Below are 15980 nucleotides of genomic sequence, written 5' to 3' on the forward strand. Positions count from 1 at the left end.
AGGGAGCGTTGTCGTTGTCTTTGCAGGTTTCCCAGATGGACGTTTGGTTGACTGCTGCAAGGGTGACGACAGCCCAGATCTCGCCGGGATCGAGGGACGAGCCCTCGATTCCCGGCAGCGGGAGCTGTCCAATGAGATCTTCCGCTAGATCTTTCACGTCTGTGGCTGAAAGACAACCGTCTGGTTGAGGAATCGTGAACACATTCACTCAACCAGACATCTTCCTGATGAGAGCTACGTTTTAGCTACAGCTCTCAGACCGGTTGGGAAGTACCGATGTTCGCGGCGTCGACTTTGTACTCGATCGGCCCGTCCGGGGATTCGTATTTGATGACAGCCATAGAGAACGGTCAGTAGCGATTCGTAATGAATCCTCCAGTCGAGCGGGGGAAAGGCGTTTAGCCTCACGGTTGAATGTCGGTACATATGGGTTTAGAGGACTTTACTGATCTCGATGAGGAGCGGGTGGCTGACGACGGATCAGCCACCGAGTCGACGAGCGGCCCCACAGAGTCGACGCGCGAATCCACTGAGTCGACGACAGACAGCACTCGTGAACCGGGGCCAGACGATACGTTCGACGAGCTTTCGGTCGAGGTCGACGGCGAGGACCTCGGCCTCGGTGCACTGTCGGTCACCCAGGGCCTGCGAGTCAGCGCCGAAGAAGACGATACGGTCGTTCGAGCGTTCGTCACGGCGGGCAACCGCGAGTCGGTCCGCCTCGGCACGTATCTGCTCGTTCCGTACCCAGATAATGAAAGCCTCTTTTGCAAAATCGTCGGTCTCGAATACGCCCAGGAGTTCCAGTCCGACGATGCCACCGAGATCCACGCCCGCCGAATGATGCGCACCTCGGGCATCGAGGAACGCGACTACAAGTTCATGGCCGAACTCGAACCCGTAGCGGTGCTGTACACCGACTACAGCGACGACGGCGAGGCCGAACTCAAACGCCGGATGACCGACCGGGTACCCAAACCCGGAGCGGTCATCCAGCAGGCGACCGACAGCGCCGAAATCAAAACCGGGCTCAAAATCCCCGAAGACGGGGTGTTTCTCGGCCATCTCTCGGTCGGCGGCGAGAAAGTCGAGACCGCCGCCAGCCCGCCGACGATCGACTACCGGATCAAGGACGATTACGACTCCGGCGATCCGCTCGTTTTCCGCCACACGCTCGTCGCTGGCGGCACCGGCTCGGGGAAAACACACGCCTCGAAGAACGTCCTCCGACAGTATCTGAGCGAGAACCGGGCCTACCCGATGGACGACGGCCGGACCGTTCGGCCCGCAGTCGTCCAGTTCGACCCACAGAACGAGTACGCCCAGATGCACGACGACAACCCCGAGTTGGGAGGCGAATACGCTCGTCGACTGGAGCGCGAAAGTGTTGCCTACGGCGGGGTCGACGACACCATCGCGCTCGTACCGAAAGAAAAAGGGACCAGCTACGGCGGCGATAACCACCGTGCTGAACGCATCGAGTTCACGATTCCGTTTTCGATGACCGAACAGCGGCCGTGGCTCGTTGCGGGCAGTAGCCTCAACGAGAACCAGTATCCTGCGCTTCGAACTCTCTTGAACCGCTTTTTCCGCCAGTACGGCCAGAGTGGGACCTACACCCAATTCAAAGGGTTTCTCGACGATCCCGCACTCAGAGAGGAGCTCGACGAGTCGGGGCGCGTCCACGAAAAGACGTTCGACGCGGTCAAGCGCCGGGTGTTGTCGATGCCGTCGGGTATCTTCGACCAGTCGGCCAAACCCATCACCGAGCTTGATCACCAACTCGTCCGGCCCGGCGGCCTCACCGTGATTCCGACCTACCATCTGAGTTCGAGTCGCGCCAAGGAACTGTTCGTGCTGGCGGTCTCGACGTATCTGATCGACGATAAGCTCTCGAACACGCCCGACAGCGACCGGATCAAAGAGACGCCGATCGTCCTCGGGATGGACGAAGCCCACAACTTCCTCGACGAGGGCGACACCGTCCAGGCCCGCAAGGTGATCCAGAAGTTCACCGAGGCAGCCAAGCAGGGCCGCAAAGAACGGCTCGGCCTGTTTTTGATCACGCAGGACCCACAGGATATCGCCGACTCGGTATTTAAACAAATCAATACGAAACTCGTGTTGAACCTCGGCGACGACGAGGCGATAAAGAGCGTCAACATTCCGTCGACGCTCCAGTCGAAGGTACCGTATATGGAAAAAGGACAACTGGTCGTTTACTCGCCGGACAACTCCGAGCCCGTCGAAGTGATCGGCCTGTCGACCTGTTTGACACGCCACGGCGAGTGACCGAGCCGGGTTAGTGGTGGGCGTACACCTGGATTTCGCCCGAGCCCGTGACGATGACGCCCCACTCGTCGACGGTGAAGCCGACGAAACAGGAGCGCTGGGGCGCGGTGTTCGGTTCACGGACGACCAGTTCGAGTGCGTCCGGATCGATAGCCTCGTAGAGCGGCGGTAGGTCAAGCGGGTCACGCCCGCTGACTGCCGCGAGTGCGTCGATAACTACCTCGGTGATTGGTCGAGTCTGTGCTGGGTTGTACTGTGTAATGTAGTGGAGTTCCCCCTCCCCCTGAACGGCTGCATTAGACATACACTCTCTCCGACGACCCCTGCAGCAATGAACATATGGCTGTGATATGTGTGATATACTAACCGCCGTCTGTCGGTCGTTCGTAGGCTATCGCTCGACTGATACTCGGTTATTTATCGACCGCTGATATACTCATACCGACGTAACTATCGGTCTTTGGTATACCAGTGCGAACGGGAGTCAGCCAACAGAGAAAGTCAGCTATTAGCGAACGTAAACGACGGGTTACGGGTCGGTGTCGACGGATTCGTCGACTGATTCGGAGTCGTCGTCTGTGTCGGGCTCATCGACCGTGTTGGACTCGTCGAGGTTATCAGACTCGTCAGATGCGTCAGAATCACGGGTTTCGTCAGACTCGTTGGGATCGCTAGATTCGTCCGAATCACTATCTTCTCCGGAAACATCTGCGGAGGGTTCATCGGTCGACCCCTCATCGAGCGCGCTCTCAGTCGACCGCTCGTTGGGGAACTCAGCAGCGAGTTCGGATTCTGTGGTATCGGTGTTCGATTGGGGTGAGCTGGCCGAGACGGCCGTTTTCTCATCGTCGACAAACGCCGTTAGTTGCTCCCTAACAGTGAGTCGTTTGACGGTTCCGGAGGCGGTTCGCGGCAGCGCGTCGGCGAAAGCGATCAGCCGTGGGAGTTTGTAGCCAGCCAGTCGCTCGCGACAGAAACTCTCGATCGTTTCTTCGGTTAGGGTCTCGCGTTTCGGGACGATCAGCGCGCCCACACGCTCGCCCCACTTGTCGTCGGGGACGCCGACAACCGCTGCCTCGTCGACGTCGGGATACGAGCGAAGCACCTCGACGATCTCGCCGGGGTCGACGTTTTCACCACCGGTGATAATGCGATCGTCCAAGCGGTTGAGCACGAACAGATAGCCGTGTTCGGACGCATAGCCGATATCCCCTGTTCGAAGGCCGTGTTCGCAGAACGCCTCGACGTTGCCGTCGACGTCGCCGTAATACCCCGAGGTGACCATCGGCCCCGAGACGACGATCTCGCCGCGCTGGCCGGGACCGACCGGTTCGCCGTCGTCGTCGATGATCGTGAGATCGGTCCACAGCAGCGGTCGACCGACCGTTCCGGTGCGTTCGAACGCCTGCTCGGGGCGAGCGGTCGCGATCTGGGAGGCCGTTTCGGACATGCCGTACGTCGGAAACACGGGGATCGAGTAGTTTCGACACCGATCGATCAGCGAGTCGGGCGCGGGAGCCCCACCGAGGAGCACCGCCCGCAGTGAATCTGAGAGCGTCCCACGCCGTTCGAGCATCGACGAGAGCATCGTCGGGACCAGCGAGACGACGGTCACGTCGTACCTGTCGATGTCGTCCGCGGCGCTCGCGGGTTCGAACGAGGGTCGGAGAACGACCGCGGTCCCGTACAGCGTCGAGCGCAACACCGGGGCGATTCCGCCGACGTGGTAGAGCGCCAGCGTCAGCAGCCACCGGTCGTCGGGATTGACGCCGAGTCGGAACCCCGAGGCGACCGCGCTTGCCAGCAGGTTCCCCATCGTGAGAACGACGGCCTTGGGCCGACCGGTCGACCCGGAGGTAAACACCATCAGCTGTGGATCATCGAACTCCCACTCGACCGGCTTGACCGGTTTGGGCTCGACGGCTCGGAACGACGCAACGTCCTTGAACTGGGGTTCGTCGACCGAGGCGACCGGCGTCTCGTCGGTCGACTCGACGGCGAGCTGTTCGGTATCCGATCCACAGACGAGCATCGAGAGATCACAGTGGGTAATCTGGTCGGCGAGCTCTGTGGGTGTCAGGCGGCCGTTGAGTGGGACCAGCCGCAGCCCCATGCGCTGGGCGGCGTGGAGCAGGCAGATCGACAGTAGCTGTGTCGACATCAGCATCCCGACGTGGTCACCGGGTTCGATGCCAAGTCCGGCAAGCCGACCCGCCGTCTCGTCGACCGCGGCGTCTAATCCGTTGTACGACCACCGGGTATCGGTCATCGTGTCGATCAGCGCGAGATCGTCAGGTGTTGCGGCTGCACGGTGGGTGAGCCAGTCGTGCATGCGACTATGGCGTCCAGAACGCGACACTCATCGCACTGCCCTAACAGGCGACCTCATTGGTCCTCGTCGGATGCCCGCACCGTGAGTACCGGCACGTCGGCCGTCCGAACGACGCGTTCGGTGACGCTTCCGAGCAGATAGCGATCCAGGCCGGTTCGTCCGTGTGTCCCCATCACGATGAGGTCGATGTCGTGGTCGTCGACGTACTCGATGATCTGGCCGTGGGCCGTTCCCGAAACCATCTCGGAGACCGCCGAGACACCGGCGTTTTCGGCCGCTTCGAGCGTCGTATCGAGCGCCCGTTCGCCCTGGGTTCGCAGCGCGTCGAGTACGGTTTCGGTGCCCGCATCGAGCGAGGTGTAGACCGTCGTATCGAGCACGTACAGCACGTGTAGTTGTGCATCGTACTGAGCGGCGAGCTCGACGGCATGCGACAGTGCCGCCTGTGAGGCCGGTCCACCATCAGTCGGGAGGAGTATATCACGGTACATTTGCCTAACTGTTTTTCCGATTGTACATAACCCTTGGGCAAACTCACAGCCGACTGACCATCGTGCCTTGAGCCTTCCAACACAGTCGAACCGAGCGCCCCAACCCGCTCCCGTCGCAGCGTTAGCTTCTTATATGAACCATACTTCGTGATGAACCGCGACGGTGACCGACCGTGATCATCGAATACTCCCCACGTACTGCGATTCGCCGTCTCACTAAGGCGACACATTTATATGCTTTGGTCGATAACTCTATGTTAGGAACCCCACCAGGCTTTCTTCTTTTTTCTGGCTTGTGGGATCATCCGGGGGACATCATGAGCGATACAACAATCAGAACCTACGTCAGGGGAGACGAGCGGACAACAGAACAGACCGACAGCCGCCATGCAGACGAAACGCTGAGCTGTCCGGAGTGTAGCGGCCAGCTCATCACTGATCAAGAACACGGCGAGACGGTGTGTGTCGACTGTGGGCTCGTCGTCGAAGAGGACGCCGTCGACCGCGGTCCCGAGTGGCGGGCGTTCGACAGCTCCGAACGCGACTCCAAATCTCGCGTGGGCGCACCCACGACGAAGATGATGCACGACAAGGGGCTGAGCACCAACATCGGCTGGCAGAACCGTGATGCCTACGGCAAGGCCCTCAGCTCGAACCAGCGTCGACAGATGCAGCGGCTCCGCACGTGGAACGAGCGGTTCCGCACGCGCGACAGTAAAGAGCGCAACCTCAAGCAGGCGCTCGGCGAGATCGACCGGATGGCCAGCGCATTGGGCCTTCCGAAAGCCGTTCGAGAGACGGCCTCGGTGATCTACCGTCGGGCGCTCAACGAGAACCTACTTCCGGGCCGCTCCATCGAGGGCGTGGCGACCGCATCACTGTACGCCGCGGCCCGTCAGATGGGCAACCCGCGGAGCCTCGACGAGTTCACCGCTGTCTCACGAGTCGACAAAATGGAGATGACCCGGACCTACCGGTACGTGGTCCGCGAGCTCAAACTCGAAGTTCAACCCGCCGACCCCGAGCAGTACGTCCCGCGGTTCGTCTCGCGGCTCGAACTCTCCGACGAGGTCGAACGCGAAGCTCGGTCACTGCTTCGAGGAGCGAAAGAGGCTGGCATCACGAGCGGGAAATCGCCGGTCGGCCTCGCCGCCGCAGCCGTCTACGCAGCCGCCCTGCTCACCAACGAGAAGGTGACCCAGAGCCAGGTCGGAACGGTCGCCGACATCTCCGAAGTGACGATCCGCAATCGCTACAAAGAGCTGTTGGAAGTCGACCACGACGAACTGTTCAACTAGGTCGTCGAGCGGTGGAGCGGGCCACCCACGATCCGTTCGAAAAGTGATATTTTCACACAGTGTTTAGTCTGTGGAGTGCGACAGCAAGTAGCATGGAAGAAGCGTTCGTCCGCCTTCTGTGTCCGGAGTGTGGGAAAAACTGGCAGAAAACACCGACCGATGCACCGCATATCCGGTCGAATTTTACCTGTCCGGACTGTCACGCAACCCGTCGGTTCGCGGAGTTCCTCCAGACGGACCGTGACCTCAAAGCCGTCAAGCAGTTTCAAGAAACCTGAGGCGCAGGTTCGCGGCGTCGACCGTGTCGTTGTGAGACCTTCGACCACCGTCTTGATTCGGGAGTGCGCGCAAGCGAAACGGAGCGGGAAAACACGGCTATATAGACCGCCATATCTGAATTATCACTATTCTTGTAGACGGAACGAGCCGTCAACGCCGCTCAGACCCCTGTTAAACGGAGACCCGTGTTAACTCATCTCAAGATAGTACTATAACCCTCCGGTCGCTACGAAGGTTTGCTCATGAAGAAGCAGGAGCTCATTCACCTACACGGCCTGCTTGCCGAGGTACGTACACAGTGTGAGATGTGGGAAGGCGCGTTCGATCTCACCGAATACGAAACACTTGGCATCAAGCCGACATCGATCCACAAGTCAAAGACCGATCACAAAGCAGCTGTTTTCAAACTTGCAAAGGGAATTACCAACGGAATGGCCGAGGCCAACGCCGAATCCGAGCCGCTGGCACCCAACGCAGACTAAACACTCCGAACAGTGTTGCAGCCGTTCTACCACTGACCAGTAGCGACCGAGCGATTCGTCTCGCTAGCGTCTGCTATCGAGTATCGCGTGCTCGGAGCCGCGCTGCGATTTCCGCACCGATCGTTTCCGGATCCACTTCGAGGATTTCGATTTCGTCGTCGATGCTGATCCGTCCGGGAGACAGCACCCGCGCACAGATCCCACCACGTCGTTCACCGAGCGCTCGGGCAACCCCCTTTTCATCGGCTACCCGCTCGACGTGTGCACAGGGTGGTCGCGGCCGTGTGCCGCGGAGTTCAGCCTCGCCGATTGAGAACGTCGTGTTGAGCAGTTCATCGAGGGGTTGGCCGCGGGTAACGATGTTGCGACGGTGTCGACCGTCCCAGAGATCGATCCCAAACGCCTCGTCGATCGTCTCCAGCGCCTCGGCTTCCAGCAGCGTTATTTCACAGACATCGAACGGCGAGTAGTGGCCCGTTCCGCGGAGATACCGATCGCCGACGAGTCCGCCGTCGACCGCCTCGACTGTCCGGTGTGATTCCATCGGCTCGCCGTCGGCCGGTGCCGTATACAGTTGCACGACGTTTCCCATAGCTCCGCTACACCATGCCCGTGTGTAACTCTCACGTCGACCGCGTGAGCCGAACGTCGAGACAGACGTTCACCTCGTGTGGTGCATACGAGCGGACGACGTGTTCGGTTTCGACCGAGAGCTCGTAGTCGGGTTCGGCTGCCGCACGAATCGCCGCGATCCCGGGGCCGAACGGATCGTCTTCGTGTTGAATATCGTAGTAATGGACAACGCAGTCGTCGCTCGCGAGGTCGACCGCCGTTTCGAGAAAGTCGTCGGCACTGTGTGGGAGGTTCATCACGAGCCGGTCTGCCCACCCCCGGTAGTCGTCGACTACCTCGCGCACATCGCCAGCAATCGCCGTTAGTGAGTCACTAACGTCGTTTTGCCTGGCGTTTTCCTCAAGATACTCGATCGCGGTCTCGTTGAGGTCGCAGGCGACGACCTCAGCCCCACGGTCAGCCACCGGGATGGCGAACGGACCCACGCCGGCAAACATGTCGAGCACGTGTTCGCCCGGTTCGATCTGCTCGACGACACGGTGGCGCTCGGTGGCCAGCCGGGGCGAGAAGTAGACCGCCGCGAGATCTACGAGGAACTCGTGGCCGTACTCGCGGTGGACGGTCTCGGTCGGCGAGCGGTCGACAGCCGCGCCTGCGTCCGTCTCTGTATGTTCCTGTTCGGCCACGAGTTCCCAGTCACGGACCCGAAGCTCGCCTTTAATTTTCGAAGCCCGGTTGAGCACCGATCGGACGGGGAGATCGGACGCCAGCACGGCGTCGGCGATCTCAGTCGCTCGGTCCGGATCGTCCTCGTCGAGAATGACGACATCGCCGAGCCGTTCGATCGATGGCTCGTAGCCGAGCAGATCGGCCGGCGTCTGGATTCGCTGGCGTGCGGGGAGATCGCGGACGGTCGTCTCGAACCGATCGTCGAGACCGTCGACGCTCGAAATCGGAATATAAAGGGTGTCCTCTTCGACGACGATCTGGTAGTCGTCTTCGAGCACCCCGGCGTTGGCCAGCAGCTGTCGACTCTCCTCGCCGTCTTCGCGTCGGACGGCGACACACGGAACCTCCATATACTTCACTTATTCGAGCCAGCGATGAGTAAGGGTGACGTTTCGGCGTGTAGCCACCGACGCGGACGAACAGGTTTACATCGGTTGCCTCAAAGGGGCGACTAATGACTACCGCGGAGTTTCCTGAACCACGCCCTGGGCCGTCATGGGAGCGGTTGCGGCTTCGGCTGGCCTGCAGTGGGGGTGTCTCAGTCATGCAGATCGTCGTCTTCTGGGATTTCGTTATCCAGTCGCTCCCGTTCATCTGGCCGCCACGAGAGCCGACCACCCAGTGGGTGAGCTTCCTATTGATTTCGGCCGGCTCGTTCGTCGTCGTCTCCGGGCTCGTCGGGACGCTGGTCGCGGATCAGATATATAACCGCTACGTGATCGACGATTCCGACCCGTACTCGTAGTCGTCGATACTGAGACGGCCGTGCTGCACGCCAGTCGACAGCACTGGCAGTCGTAACGGTATTACCACAGGGCCACGCTCTCCCATACATGGTCGAAAACGTGCTGTGGCCCGCCTACTTCGATGCCGGGCTCACGCGGTCGGAGGGCCGACGCGTTCCACTGGATCTCGCGGTCGACGAGCCGACCGTCGAGGAGATCGCTGAAGCCGTCCAGCAGGTCGGCTACGACGCGGTCATCGAACGCGACAAAACGTACTCCCGGGAGTTCGAGCCGCGCGGCCGCGTGCTCGTCAAGGGAGCCGACGACACCAAGAACGATCTGGTACAGGCGATAGGGGCCTACGTCGAACTCCTCAGAGACTGAGATGCGACGCATTGGCACCGTCGACCGAACCGCCCAGGGGCTGGCGATCGTCAAAACGGAGACGGACGACACCCCGGAGATCGGCCTCATGGTGGTCGACGAATCGCTGTCGACCGTCGGCCGAATCGTCGACGTCTTTGGCCCGGTAGACGGTCCCTACGTGGCGATCACGCCGAGCGGTGGGGCCGGACTCACCGAACTGGTTGGCACGAAACTCTACGCGCGGTAGCACTCGAAACACAACGCCCAAACCCCCCTCGGTCCAACTGCCCGATATGTTCCCCCGGGAGTACCGCGGCGTTGCCGGCGCTGTCCTACTGTTTTTGTTGATCCAGCTCGGTTCGCTCGCGCTCGTTCAGACCTTTTTTGATCAGGGCTATCAGGCGGTCGATAACCCCGACGATCCCACCAACAGTCTCGTCTACATCGGCGCGATCCTTCTGGCGACACTCGGCTTTCTGGCGGCGTTCAAGTACGATCTCGACTGGATCGTCCGGCTGGTGATCGTCGCCACCAGTGGCATGCTGTCGTGGTACGTCTTTTCGGCGATCCTCCCGTCGATCGTCTCGATTGTACTGGGTGCCGCGGTCTCGGTCGCGCTGTGGGTCCACCCCGAGTGGTACGTGATCGACACCGCCGGGGTGTTGATGGGCGCGGGTGCGGCTGGCCTGTTCGGAATTACGTTCGGCATTCTGCCAGCACTGATTTTGCTGTCGGTTCTCGCCGTCTACGATGCGATCAGCGTCTACAAAACCAAACACATGCTTGATCTCGCCGACGGCGTCATGGACCTCCGCATCCCCGCGATTCTCGTTATTCCGCTCTCGCTGTCGTACTCGCTGCTCGACGAGGAGTCCAACGGGATGCGAGAGACCGACGCCGAAACAACAGTCGACCAAGAGGCCGATGTCGAGGTCGACCAGCCGGAGGAGTCCGAAACCACGGACACTGATCGGGACGTGTTTTTCATCGGGCTCGGCGATGCCGTCATTCCGGGCGTGCTGATCGCCAGTGCAGCCTTCTTTTCGCCCGCAGCCCGGTTTGCCGTGCCGGTGATCGAACTCAATCTCCCCGCACTGCTCGCGCTGGTCGGAACGCTCGGCGGCCTGCTGGTACTGATGCGAATGGTGATGGAAGGCAGAGCCCACGCTGGCCTCCCACTGCTCAACGGCGGGGCGATCGGCGGCTACCTGCTCGGCTCGCTGTTGGCCGGAGTCTCCCTGCTTGAGGCGGTCGGCCTGGCCGGAATTCTCTGATAGTAGTCACTAGCTACTCCGTTTGGAATCGCGTTTCGGTGAAGTAGAAACTCCTACTGGCCGATCAGTCGTCGACACCCGCGCGGACTTTGACTGCCATTCCGGTGTCGAACGCGGCGATGGCTTCGGCCGAAAGTTCGGCTCGTCCGACCGCCAAGAGGTCGCCACGTTCGTGGACGACGACTAGTTCGTCGCCGGGACGAACCTCGGGGTCGACCGACGTGACGAACTTCGCAAACACGTTTTTGCCGTCTCGGACGAATGGCTCGGATTCGTCGTCGACGACGACACGGTTCACTGGATTGGGGAGTTCGAGGAGTCGACGCCCGCCGGCGAGTCCGAGCGTAAAGCGGCCGTCGACGCCGTACGAGATCAGCCGCGAGTCGCCAGTGTACACCTGTCGGGGTCGGCCACCGGTCGACCGCCGAACCTCGAACGAGTCGCCGGGTGGAAAGAGGGCGGTTCCCGCGCCTGCGCCGAACTGATAGTCCGCAATCGTTCGCAACCCGTTGATGTCGCGGGCCGGCGAATCGTCGCTCTCTCTGGTCTCGACGCCGGTCGACGCGGGCGTATCGCTCATAGCCAGTGGTTTCGGCGAACGAATAAAAACGGGCGGATTTCGCTCACCCCACGAGTCGATTTCGAACCCAAAACAGGAGTCCGAACAGACCGAGACCCAACACCACACCCACGGGCGTGCTCTGGAACACCGACCGACCGACCGCGAGACCGACCGCCATCCCGAGGATGAACGGAAAGCCAGCCGCCTCGATCTGTCGGTCGTCGACCATTTATAACAGGAACGTGTGTTCGTCCTCGGAGAGATCGGTGAACGTGTCGGTCGCTTCGATGAGTTCTTCGGCCGTCGAAGAACCGAACGCCATCACTTCGACTTTGACGCCCTCGTGTCGCAGGTGCGAACAGAGTCGAGAGAAGTCACCGTCGCCCGTACAGAGCACAACTGTGTCGACGTGATTGGCGAGTGTCACCGCATCGAGACTCATGCCGACGTCCCAGTCGGCCTTCTTCGTGCCATCGCCGAACGTTTTGATGTCCTTGATCTTCGTCTCGAAGCCGATGTCGACCAGTGCCTCGAAAAAGGTCTCTTCTTCGGGTGAATCCGCGCGGATGACGTACGCGATCGCGCGCGTGAGTTCACGGTCCGAGACCGCTTCGCTCAACAGGGCAGCGTAGTCGATATTCCGCGAATAGAGGCTGTGGGCGGTGTGATAGAGGTTCTGCGAGTCGGCGAGCACCGCGACCCGCTGGTTGGGGTGGATGTCGGTCATTCGGTATCACCGATGACACACCGGAGCTCCGAGGGGAGATACTCGCCGATCGCCGCAAGCAGTCCCGGCGGATCGGTGCCCTCGCCACAGACGATCGACTGTTCGAGCAGGCCGAGTCGCTCGACGGTAACGATGTCCTGGGCATGGCCTGCGCGGTTGACCGTCGCGCGAACCTCGCCCCGAGTGGCGCTGTTGACGTTGACACGGCCACGACCACGGCTCCAGTCGTAGAGCCGGTCTACCTCCACGTCGGCCAGCCGCGAAGGCTCGCCGTAGACGAACGTCATTGGGAGGTGCTGGACGAGTCCGAACCGGTCGCGGATCTGGGAGGGCGTCCCCGGACCGAGGCCGAGTTCGTTCGCTGGAACCCGAACCTTCTCACCCGCATCGAGCGTGATCCCGTCTTCGTCCCACGATTCGAGCGTGCCGACGTAGGGTTCACCCTCGGTGAAGTGGTCGGTGATTTCGCCCCAGCGTTCGCCCAGCACGTTCCGGGCGGCGGTCGCGTCGTCGCCGGTTAGGGTGACCGTAACGAAGTCGTCTCGGCGAACGCCGATTTCGGCCTCGACGCTGAGTTGGTGAATGTCGTTGTCGATCAGCGAGCCGAGGCTTTTGAGCGCGCGCTCGCGGGCCTCGCCTTCGACGTAACATTTGGTTGCGAGAACGACCATTATGAGGAGGCGTGGACGTCGACGTTGAGTTCGTCACGGAGCGCCTCGATCCGGTGTTCCATCGAGTCGACAAGTCGGTCGTTGTCCATCGATTCGAGCGGGGAGGCACATTCGGGACACTGGAAGCCGAAATCCATCGCCTCGCCGAACTCGAAGCGGATCGAACACACCTCGCAGAGATAGAACTCGTGGGTTCGTTCGTACTCCTCGCGTTCCTCGATCGCTTCGAGCAGACGGTGCATCTCCTCTTCGAGGTTCTCGGGGATGTTGTCGTAATGGAACGTCCAGAGATACGTCAGCCAGCCCGAGTCCTCGTCACGGAGCCGACGGTAGGAGGCTAGGTCGTTCTCGTAGAGAATGAACAGCGCACGGCGGACCGTGTTCAGTTCGAGATCGAGCTGTTCGGCGAGCTCCTCGTCGGTCACTTCGCCGTCCGGCGGTGCGGCCGCGACGGGCATCCCCTCGGGGCCGACCAACTCGTGGAGGTACTTCTGGATAACCGGGTCGTTCAGCAGATCCTCAAAAGCCATTACTCCGTTTCGGCGGTGAACTCGGTTAAAACCACCGAATGGACCCCGTGGTCACGTTAGGAGCCGTGATTTCGGTCTGACGGGGTCTCACCGGGAACCACCTTCTTACCGGTCGACTGCGGCACCACACGGTTTTCGGCGTCGACCCACTCCTGTGCTAACTCCCGGCCCTCGAACAACCGATCCAAAAAGACAGCCAACCCTGCGACCTCGGAGTGGGGCTGGTTGGTCACGCCGACGTTCCAGTCAGCGTACTCGTACAGTTCGAACGGCACCTTCTCGCCACCGACGACGATCAGCAGTGGCCCCGTTTCGAGTGCCGTTTGCACGTCGGCCTCGACCTCTTGGACCGGTAGACCGTACATCGTGAGATGGACGACCGATCCCTCCCAGTCGCGGACGAGCGCGCTGAGACTGTCGGACTGTTCGATCTCGAACGGCCCGCCGAACCGGTCGGTGATATCTCGGACGGTTTCGACCGACTGACCCGCGTTGTCGGGGACGATCACACGGTCGGCACCGAGTGCGCGGGCGGTGAGCCCGACGTGGGTCGTCATTCGGTCGTCACGGCCGGGACGGTGGCCGTAGCGGACGACGACGACCTCGTGTGTCTCCTGCATGGCAGAGTCGACTCGGCGGCGTGACCTGTGGGTTTCGTTTTTTCGGCGGTAGTTTCGGGCTACTGTGTCGACCACAATGCTCAACTCCCGGTAGTGACTGGCTACCACATGGTATCTGTTGGCGACCGAGCCCCCGACTTCACCGCCCCGCTGGTCGACGAGGAAACCCAGGCGACGACGTTTTCGGACCATCTCGGCTCCGGACCGATCGTACTCGCCTTCTTCCCGGCGGCGTTTTCGACCACCTGTACCGCGGAGGTCTGTGCGTTTCAGGACAGCCTCGGGCGGTTCAACGACCTGGGGGCGACAGTGTTCGGGATCAGCACCGATACGTCCTACGCGCTCGAACGGTTTCGCGACCACGAGGGGCTGACGTTCGGTCTGATAAGCGACAACGACGGCTCGATTATCGAGGCCTACGACGTCGTCGACGACTTCGACCACATCGCGATGTGGGGTGTGGCGACTCGATCGGTGTTCGTTGTCGATGACGAAGGGATGATCCAATACAGGTGGATCGCAGACAATCCGGGGCAAGAACCCGACTACAATGCAGTCGTCGACGCGGTCGACACACTGGCAGACTGACCACTAAGGCCGAGTGTTTTTGCCGGTAGGGGCGAAACAGTCGCCGAATGAGCGATTCCGAGCAGTCGACCGTCAAGTACGATCCGGCGGCCGACCATCCGTTTGCCGACGAACGCCTGAACGAACTCCTTCCGGTGATCACCTCCGATCCGGAGATCGTTACCTACCTCTCGGCCCAGAACGTCAACGCGGTCACCCGCAAGCAGTACAGTGATCACGGCCCGAAACACATCGAGATCGTTCGGAACCGTGCGTTGCGGCTCTACGAACTGCTCAAACGCGGTGGGATCGAGTTCAACGGCGCACGCCAACAGGGCCTCGACGAGTCGTTCGAACCCGTCATTATCGCACTCGCGGCAACGCTCCACGACATCGGTCACGTCGTCCACCGGGACAACCACTCGTACTACTCGATTCCGCTCGCAGCCGATGTGCTCGACCGACTCCTCGCGGAGCTGTACGGCGTCGAAAACGCTGTTCGGGTCAAGGCCGAAGTGCTCCATGCGATTCTGTGTCATCACACTGAGGAGACCCCACTCACGAAGGAGGCTGGAATCATCCGTATCGCCGACGGGCTGGATATGGAGCGCGGTCGCTCACGAATCCCCTACGAGAGCGGTGGTCGAGGGATCAACACGCTGTCGAGCCAGGCCATCGAGAACGTTCGGCTCGTCGAAGGTGACGACTCCCCAGTGCTCGTCGAAATCGAGATGATCAACGCCGCCGGCGTTTATCAGGTCGACAATCTGCTGAAGGCGAAACTCAAAGACTCGCTGCTCGAAACGGAGGTGCGGATCGTCGCCATAAACACGAAAGCCGACGATATGCTCGTCGAACGGATCGAACTCTGAGCCGTGTTACGTGCCGGTTTCGGTCGAATCGGTCGAGTGACCCAAACTGGTTAGGTCGCGTCCTTATTCACCACGGGCAGCTACCATCGGGTGCGAACCCACAGGCGACCCCACATGTCCAGAGTATCCCCCTCCACTGAGACTGATCGTGTGACGTTACTGTCGGATCCAACCCGCAGACGGATCTGTTCGATACTGACCAATCCGGACCCCCCAACCTCCGAACGTGATCTGGCCATCGAACTCGCGGCGCGACAACTGGAGAAATCCGCGGCTGCAGTGACTCCCGACGAACGCCGCCAGCAGCTGATTCGACTCCGTCACCACCAGCTTCCGAAACTCGCCGACTACGGACTGATCGTTTACGGACGCTCGACGGATTCGGTCGGAATAACGGCCGCAGGCGTTAAGACTCTCGTAGCGGCCACAGGCGGTCGACTGGATCGGCCGATGGCGGTCACAGCCGAACAGTAACGCGTTCGAGCACAGATCTCCCGGTTCGATCGTATCGCAGTTCGAATCCGTCGCAGGCGTTTGTTACACTGGTTACCTATCTATCTATCCGATTGATTATTAAGTAGTCCCAACAG

22 protein-coding genes and 1 pseudogene are annotated in these 15980 nt (G+C 60.9%); 11 read left to right on the plus strand and 12 right to left on the minus strand.

From position 1 onward, the window contains the following. Window positions 1-202, minus strand: a pseudogene (locus tag O2S87_RS08780) (ISH3 family transposase); the annotation flags it as partial. A 224-nt stretch (window positions 203-426) separates the two neighbouring features. Here O2S87_RS08780 and O2S87_RS08785 point away from each other — a divergent pair. Beyond that, window positions 427-2292: an ATP-binding protein gene (locus O2S87_RS08785; RefSeq protein ID WP_475408417.1), complete on the plus strand. Its 1866-nt coding sequence runs from the start codon at window positions 427-429 to the stop codon at window positions 2290-2292. Between the two features lie 10 nt (window positions 2293-2302). Here the strand turns inward: O2S87_RS08785 and O2S87_RS08790 are convergent, their stop codons facing one another. The 3 genes from O2S87_RS08790 to O2S87_RS08800 all read right to left on the minus strand — a co-directional run bounded on the left by O2S87_RS08790 (window position 2303) and on the right by O2S87_RS08800 (window position 5115). Further along, window positions 2303-2596, minus strand: coding sequence for a HalOD1 output domain-containing protein (locus tag O2S87_RS08790; protein ID WP_475408418.1), 294 nt, complete (start codon window positions 2594-2596; stop codon window positions 2303-2305). Window positions 2597-2821: 225 nt separating this feature from the next. Beyond that, complete coding sequence (gene menE, locus O2S87_RS08795) at window positions 2822-4624, minus strand: o-succinylbenzoate--CoA ligase (protein ID WP_475408419.1); 1803 nt, start codon at window positions 4622-4624, stop codon at window positions 2822-2824. Window positions 4625-4677: 53 nt separating this feature from the next. Next, complete coding sequence (locus tag O2S87_RS08800; RefSeq protein WP_475408420.1) at window positions 4678-5115, minus strand: universal stress protein; 438 nt, start codon at window positions 5113-5115, stop codon at window positions 4678-4680. Between the two features lie 317 nt (window positions 5116-5432). On the opposite strand from O2S87_RS08800, the gene O2S87_RS08805 reads away from it, so the two are divergent. The 3 genes from O2S87_RS08805 (at window position 5433) to O2S87_RS08815 (ending at window position 7174) form a co-directional block, all read left to right on the plus strand. Further along, on the plus strand, window positions 5433-6413 hold the full coding sequence (locus O2S87_RS08805; protein WP_475408421.1) for a transcription initiation factor IIB: 981 nt from the start codon (window positions 5433-5435) through the stop codon (window positions 6411-6413). A gap of 92 nt (window positions 6414-6505) precedes the next feature. Then, entirely contained in the window at window positions 6506-6691 is a 186-nt protein-coding gene (locus O2S87_RS08810) for a DUF7836 family putative zinc-binding protein (protein ID WP_475408422.1), read from the plus strand. A gap of 243 nt (window positions 6692-6934) precedes the next feature. Continuing rightward, window positions 6935-7174, plus strand: a complete 240-nt coding sequence (locus tag O2S87_RS08815) for a UPF0058 family protein (RefSeq protein ID WP_475408423.1) — start codon at window positions 6935-6937, stop codon at window positions 7172-7174. Between the two features lie 73 nt (window positions 7175-7247). On the opposite strand, the gene O2S87_RS08820 is transcribed toward O2S87_RS08815, so the two are convergent. Next, window positions 7248-7766, minus strand: a complete 519-nt coding sequence (locus O2S87_RS08820) for an MOSC domain-containing protein (protein WP_475408424.1) — start codon at window positions 7764-7766, stop codon at window positions 7248-7250. Window positions 7767-7797: 31 nt separating this feature from the next. After that, a complete protein-coding gene (locus tag O2S87_RS08825) occupies window positions 7798-8826 on the minus strand; it encodes a class I SAM-dependent methyltransferase (RefSeq protein WP_475408425.1) in 1029 nt (342 codons plus the stop codon). Between the two features lie 104 nt (window positions 8827-8930). On the opposite strand from O2S87_RS08825, the gene O2S87_RS08830 reads away from it, so the two are divergent. From O2S87_RS08830 to O2S87_RS08845, 4 genes are all read left to right on the plus strand, one after another. Then, window positions 8931-9221 carry a hypothetical protein gene (locus O2S87_RS08830; protein WP_475408426.1) on the plus strand — a complete coding sequence of 97 codons (291 nt, stop codon included), beginning with the start codon at window positions 8931-8933 and terminating at the stop codon, window positions 9219-9221. 88 nt (window positions 9222-9309) lie between these two features. Further along, window positions 9310-9585 (plus strand): signal recognition particle subunit SRP19, encoded by a 276-nt coding sequence (gene srp19, locus O2S87_RS08835; RefSeq protein ID WP_475408427.1) that lies wholly within the window; start codon window positions 9310-9312, stop codon window positions 9583-9585. 1 nt (window position 9586) lies between these two features. Then, on the plus strand, window positions 9587-9814 hold the full coding sequence (locus O2S87_RS08840; protein ID WP_475408428.1) for an H/ACA ribonucleoprotein complex subunit GAR1: 228 nt from the start codon (window positions 9587-9589) through the stop codon (window positions 9812-9814). Between the two features lie 46 nt (window positions 9815-9860). Beyond that, the gene (locus tag O2S87_RS08845) at window positions 9861-10841 is read left to right on the plus strand and encodes a presenilin family intramembrane aspartyl protease PSH (RefSeq protein ID WP_475408429.1); all 981 of its coding nucleotides are present in this window, start codon (window positions 9861-9863) and stop codon (window positions 10839-10841) included. A gap of 64 nt (window positions 10842-10905) precedes the next feature. Here the strand turns inward: O2S87_RS08845 and O2S87_RS08850 are convergent, their stop codons facing one another. Genes O2S87_RS08850 through O2S87_RS08875 form a run of 6 tightly spaced genes read right to left on the minus strand, consistent with a single transcriptional unit; the run spans window position 10906 to window position 13951 of the window. Continuing rightward, window positions 10906-11421: a PUA domain-containing protein gene (locus O2S87_RS08850; RefSeq protein WP_475408430.1), complete on the minus strand. Its 516-nt coding sequence runs from the start codon at window positions 11419-11421 to the stop codon at window positions 10906-10908. Window positions 11422-11464: 43 nt separating this feature from the next. Next, the gene (locus O2S87_RS08855; protein WP_475408431.1) at window positions 11465-11632 is read right to left on the minus strand and encodes a hypothetical protein; all 168 of its coding nucleotides are present in this window, start codon (window positions 11630-11632) and stop codon (window positions 11465-11467) included. Continuing rightward, window positions 11633-12130, minus strand: coding sequence for a LabA-like NYN domain-containing protein (locus O2S87_RS08860; protein WP_475408432.1), 498 nt, complete (start codon window positions 12128-12130; stop codon window positions 11633-11635). Then, window positions 12127-12801 carry a DUF2110 family protein gene (locus tag O2S87_RS08865; RefSeq protein ID WP_475408433.1) on the minus strand — a complete coding sequence of 225 codons (675 nt, stop codon included), beginning with the start codon at window positions 12799-12801 and terminating at the stop codon, window positions 12127-12129. The genes O2S87_RS08860 and O2S87_RS08865 overlap by 4 nt, the downstream gene beginning before the upstream one ends. Further along, entirely contained in the window at window positions 12801-13331 is a 531-nt protein-coding gene (locus O2S87_RS08870; protein WP_475408434.1) for a transcription factor, read from the minus strand. The genes O2S87_RS08865 and O2S87_RS08870 overlap by 1 nt, the downstream gene beginning before the upstream one ends. A 56-nt stretch (window positions 13332-13387) precedes the next feature. After that, on the minus strand, window positions 13388-13951 hold the full coding sequence (locus O2S87_RS08875; protein ID WP_475408435.1) for a tRNA (cytidine(56)-2'-O)-methyltransferase: 564 nt from the start codon (window positions 13949-13951) through the stop codon (window positions 13388-13390). 108 nt (window positions 13952-14059) lie between these two features. Between O2S87_RS08875 and O2S87_RS08880 the strand changes: the two genes are divergently transcribed. From O2S87_RS08880 to O2S87_RS08890, 3 genes are all read left to right on the plus strand, one after another. After that, window positions 14060-14539 carry a redoxin domain-containing protein gene (locus O2S87_RS08880; protein ID WP_475408436.1) on the plus strand — a complete coding sequence of 160 codons (480 nt, stop codon included), beginning with the start codon at window positions 14060-14062 and terminating at the stop codon, window positions 14537-14539. Between the two features lie 47 nt (window positions 14540-14586). Continuing rightward, complete coding sequence (locus O2S87_RS08885) at window positions 14587-15390, plus strand: HD domain-containing protein (protein ID WP_475408437.1); 804 nt, start codon at window positions 14587-14589, stop codon at window positions 15388-15390. Between the two features lie 150 nt (window positions 15391-15540). Further along, a complete protein-coding gene (locus tag O2S87_RS08890) occupies window positions 15541-15864 on the plus strand; it encodes a DUF7344 domain-containing protein (protein WP_475408438.1) in 324 nt (107 codons plus the stop codon). The last annotated feature ends 116 nt before the right edge of the window (window positions 15865-15980 follow it).

The organism is Halohasta sp. A2 (assembly GCF_056175805.1).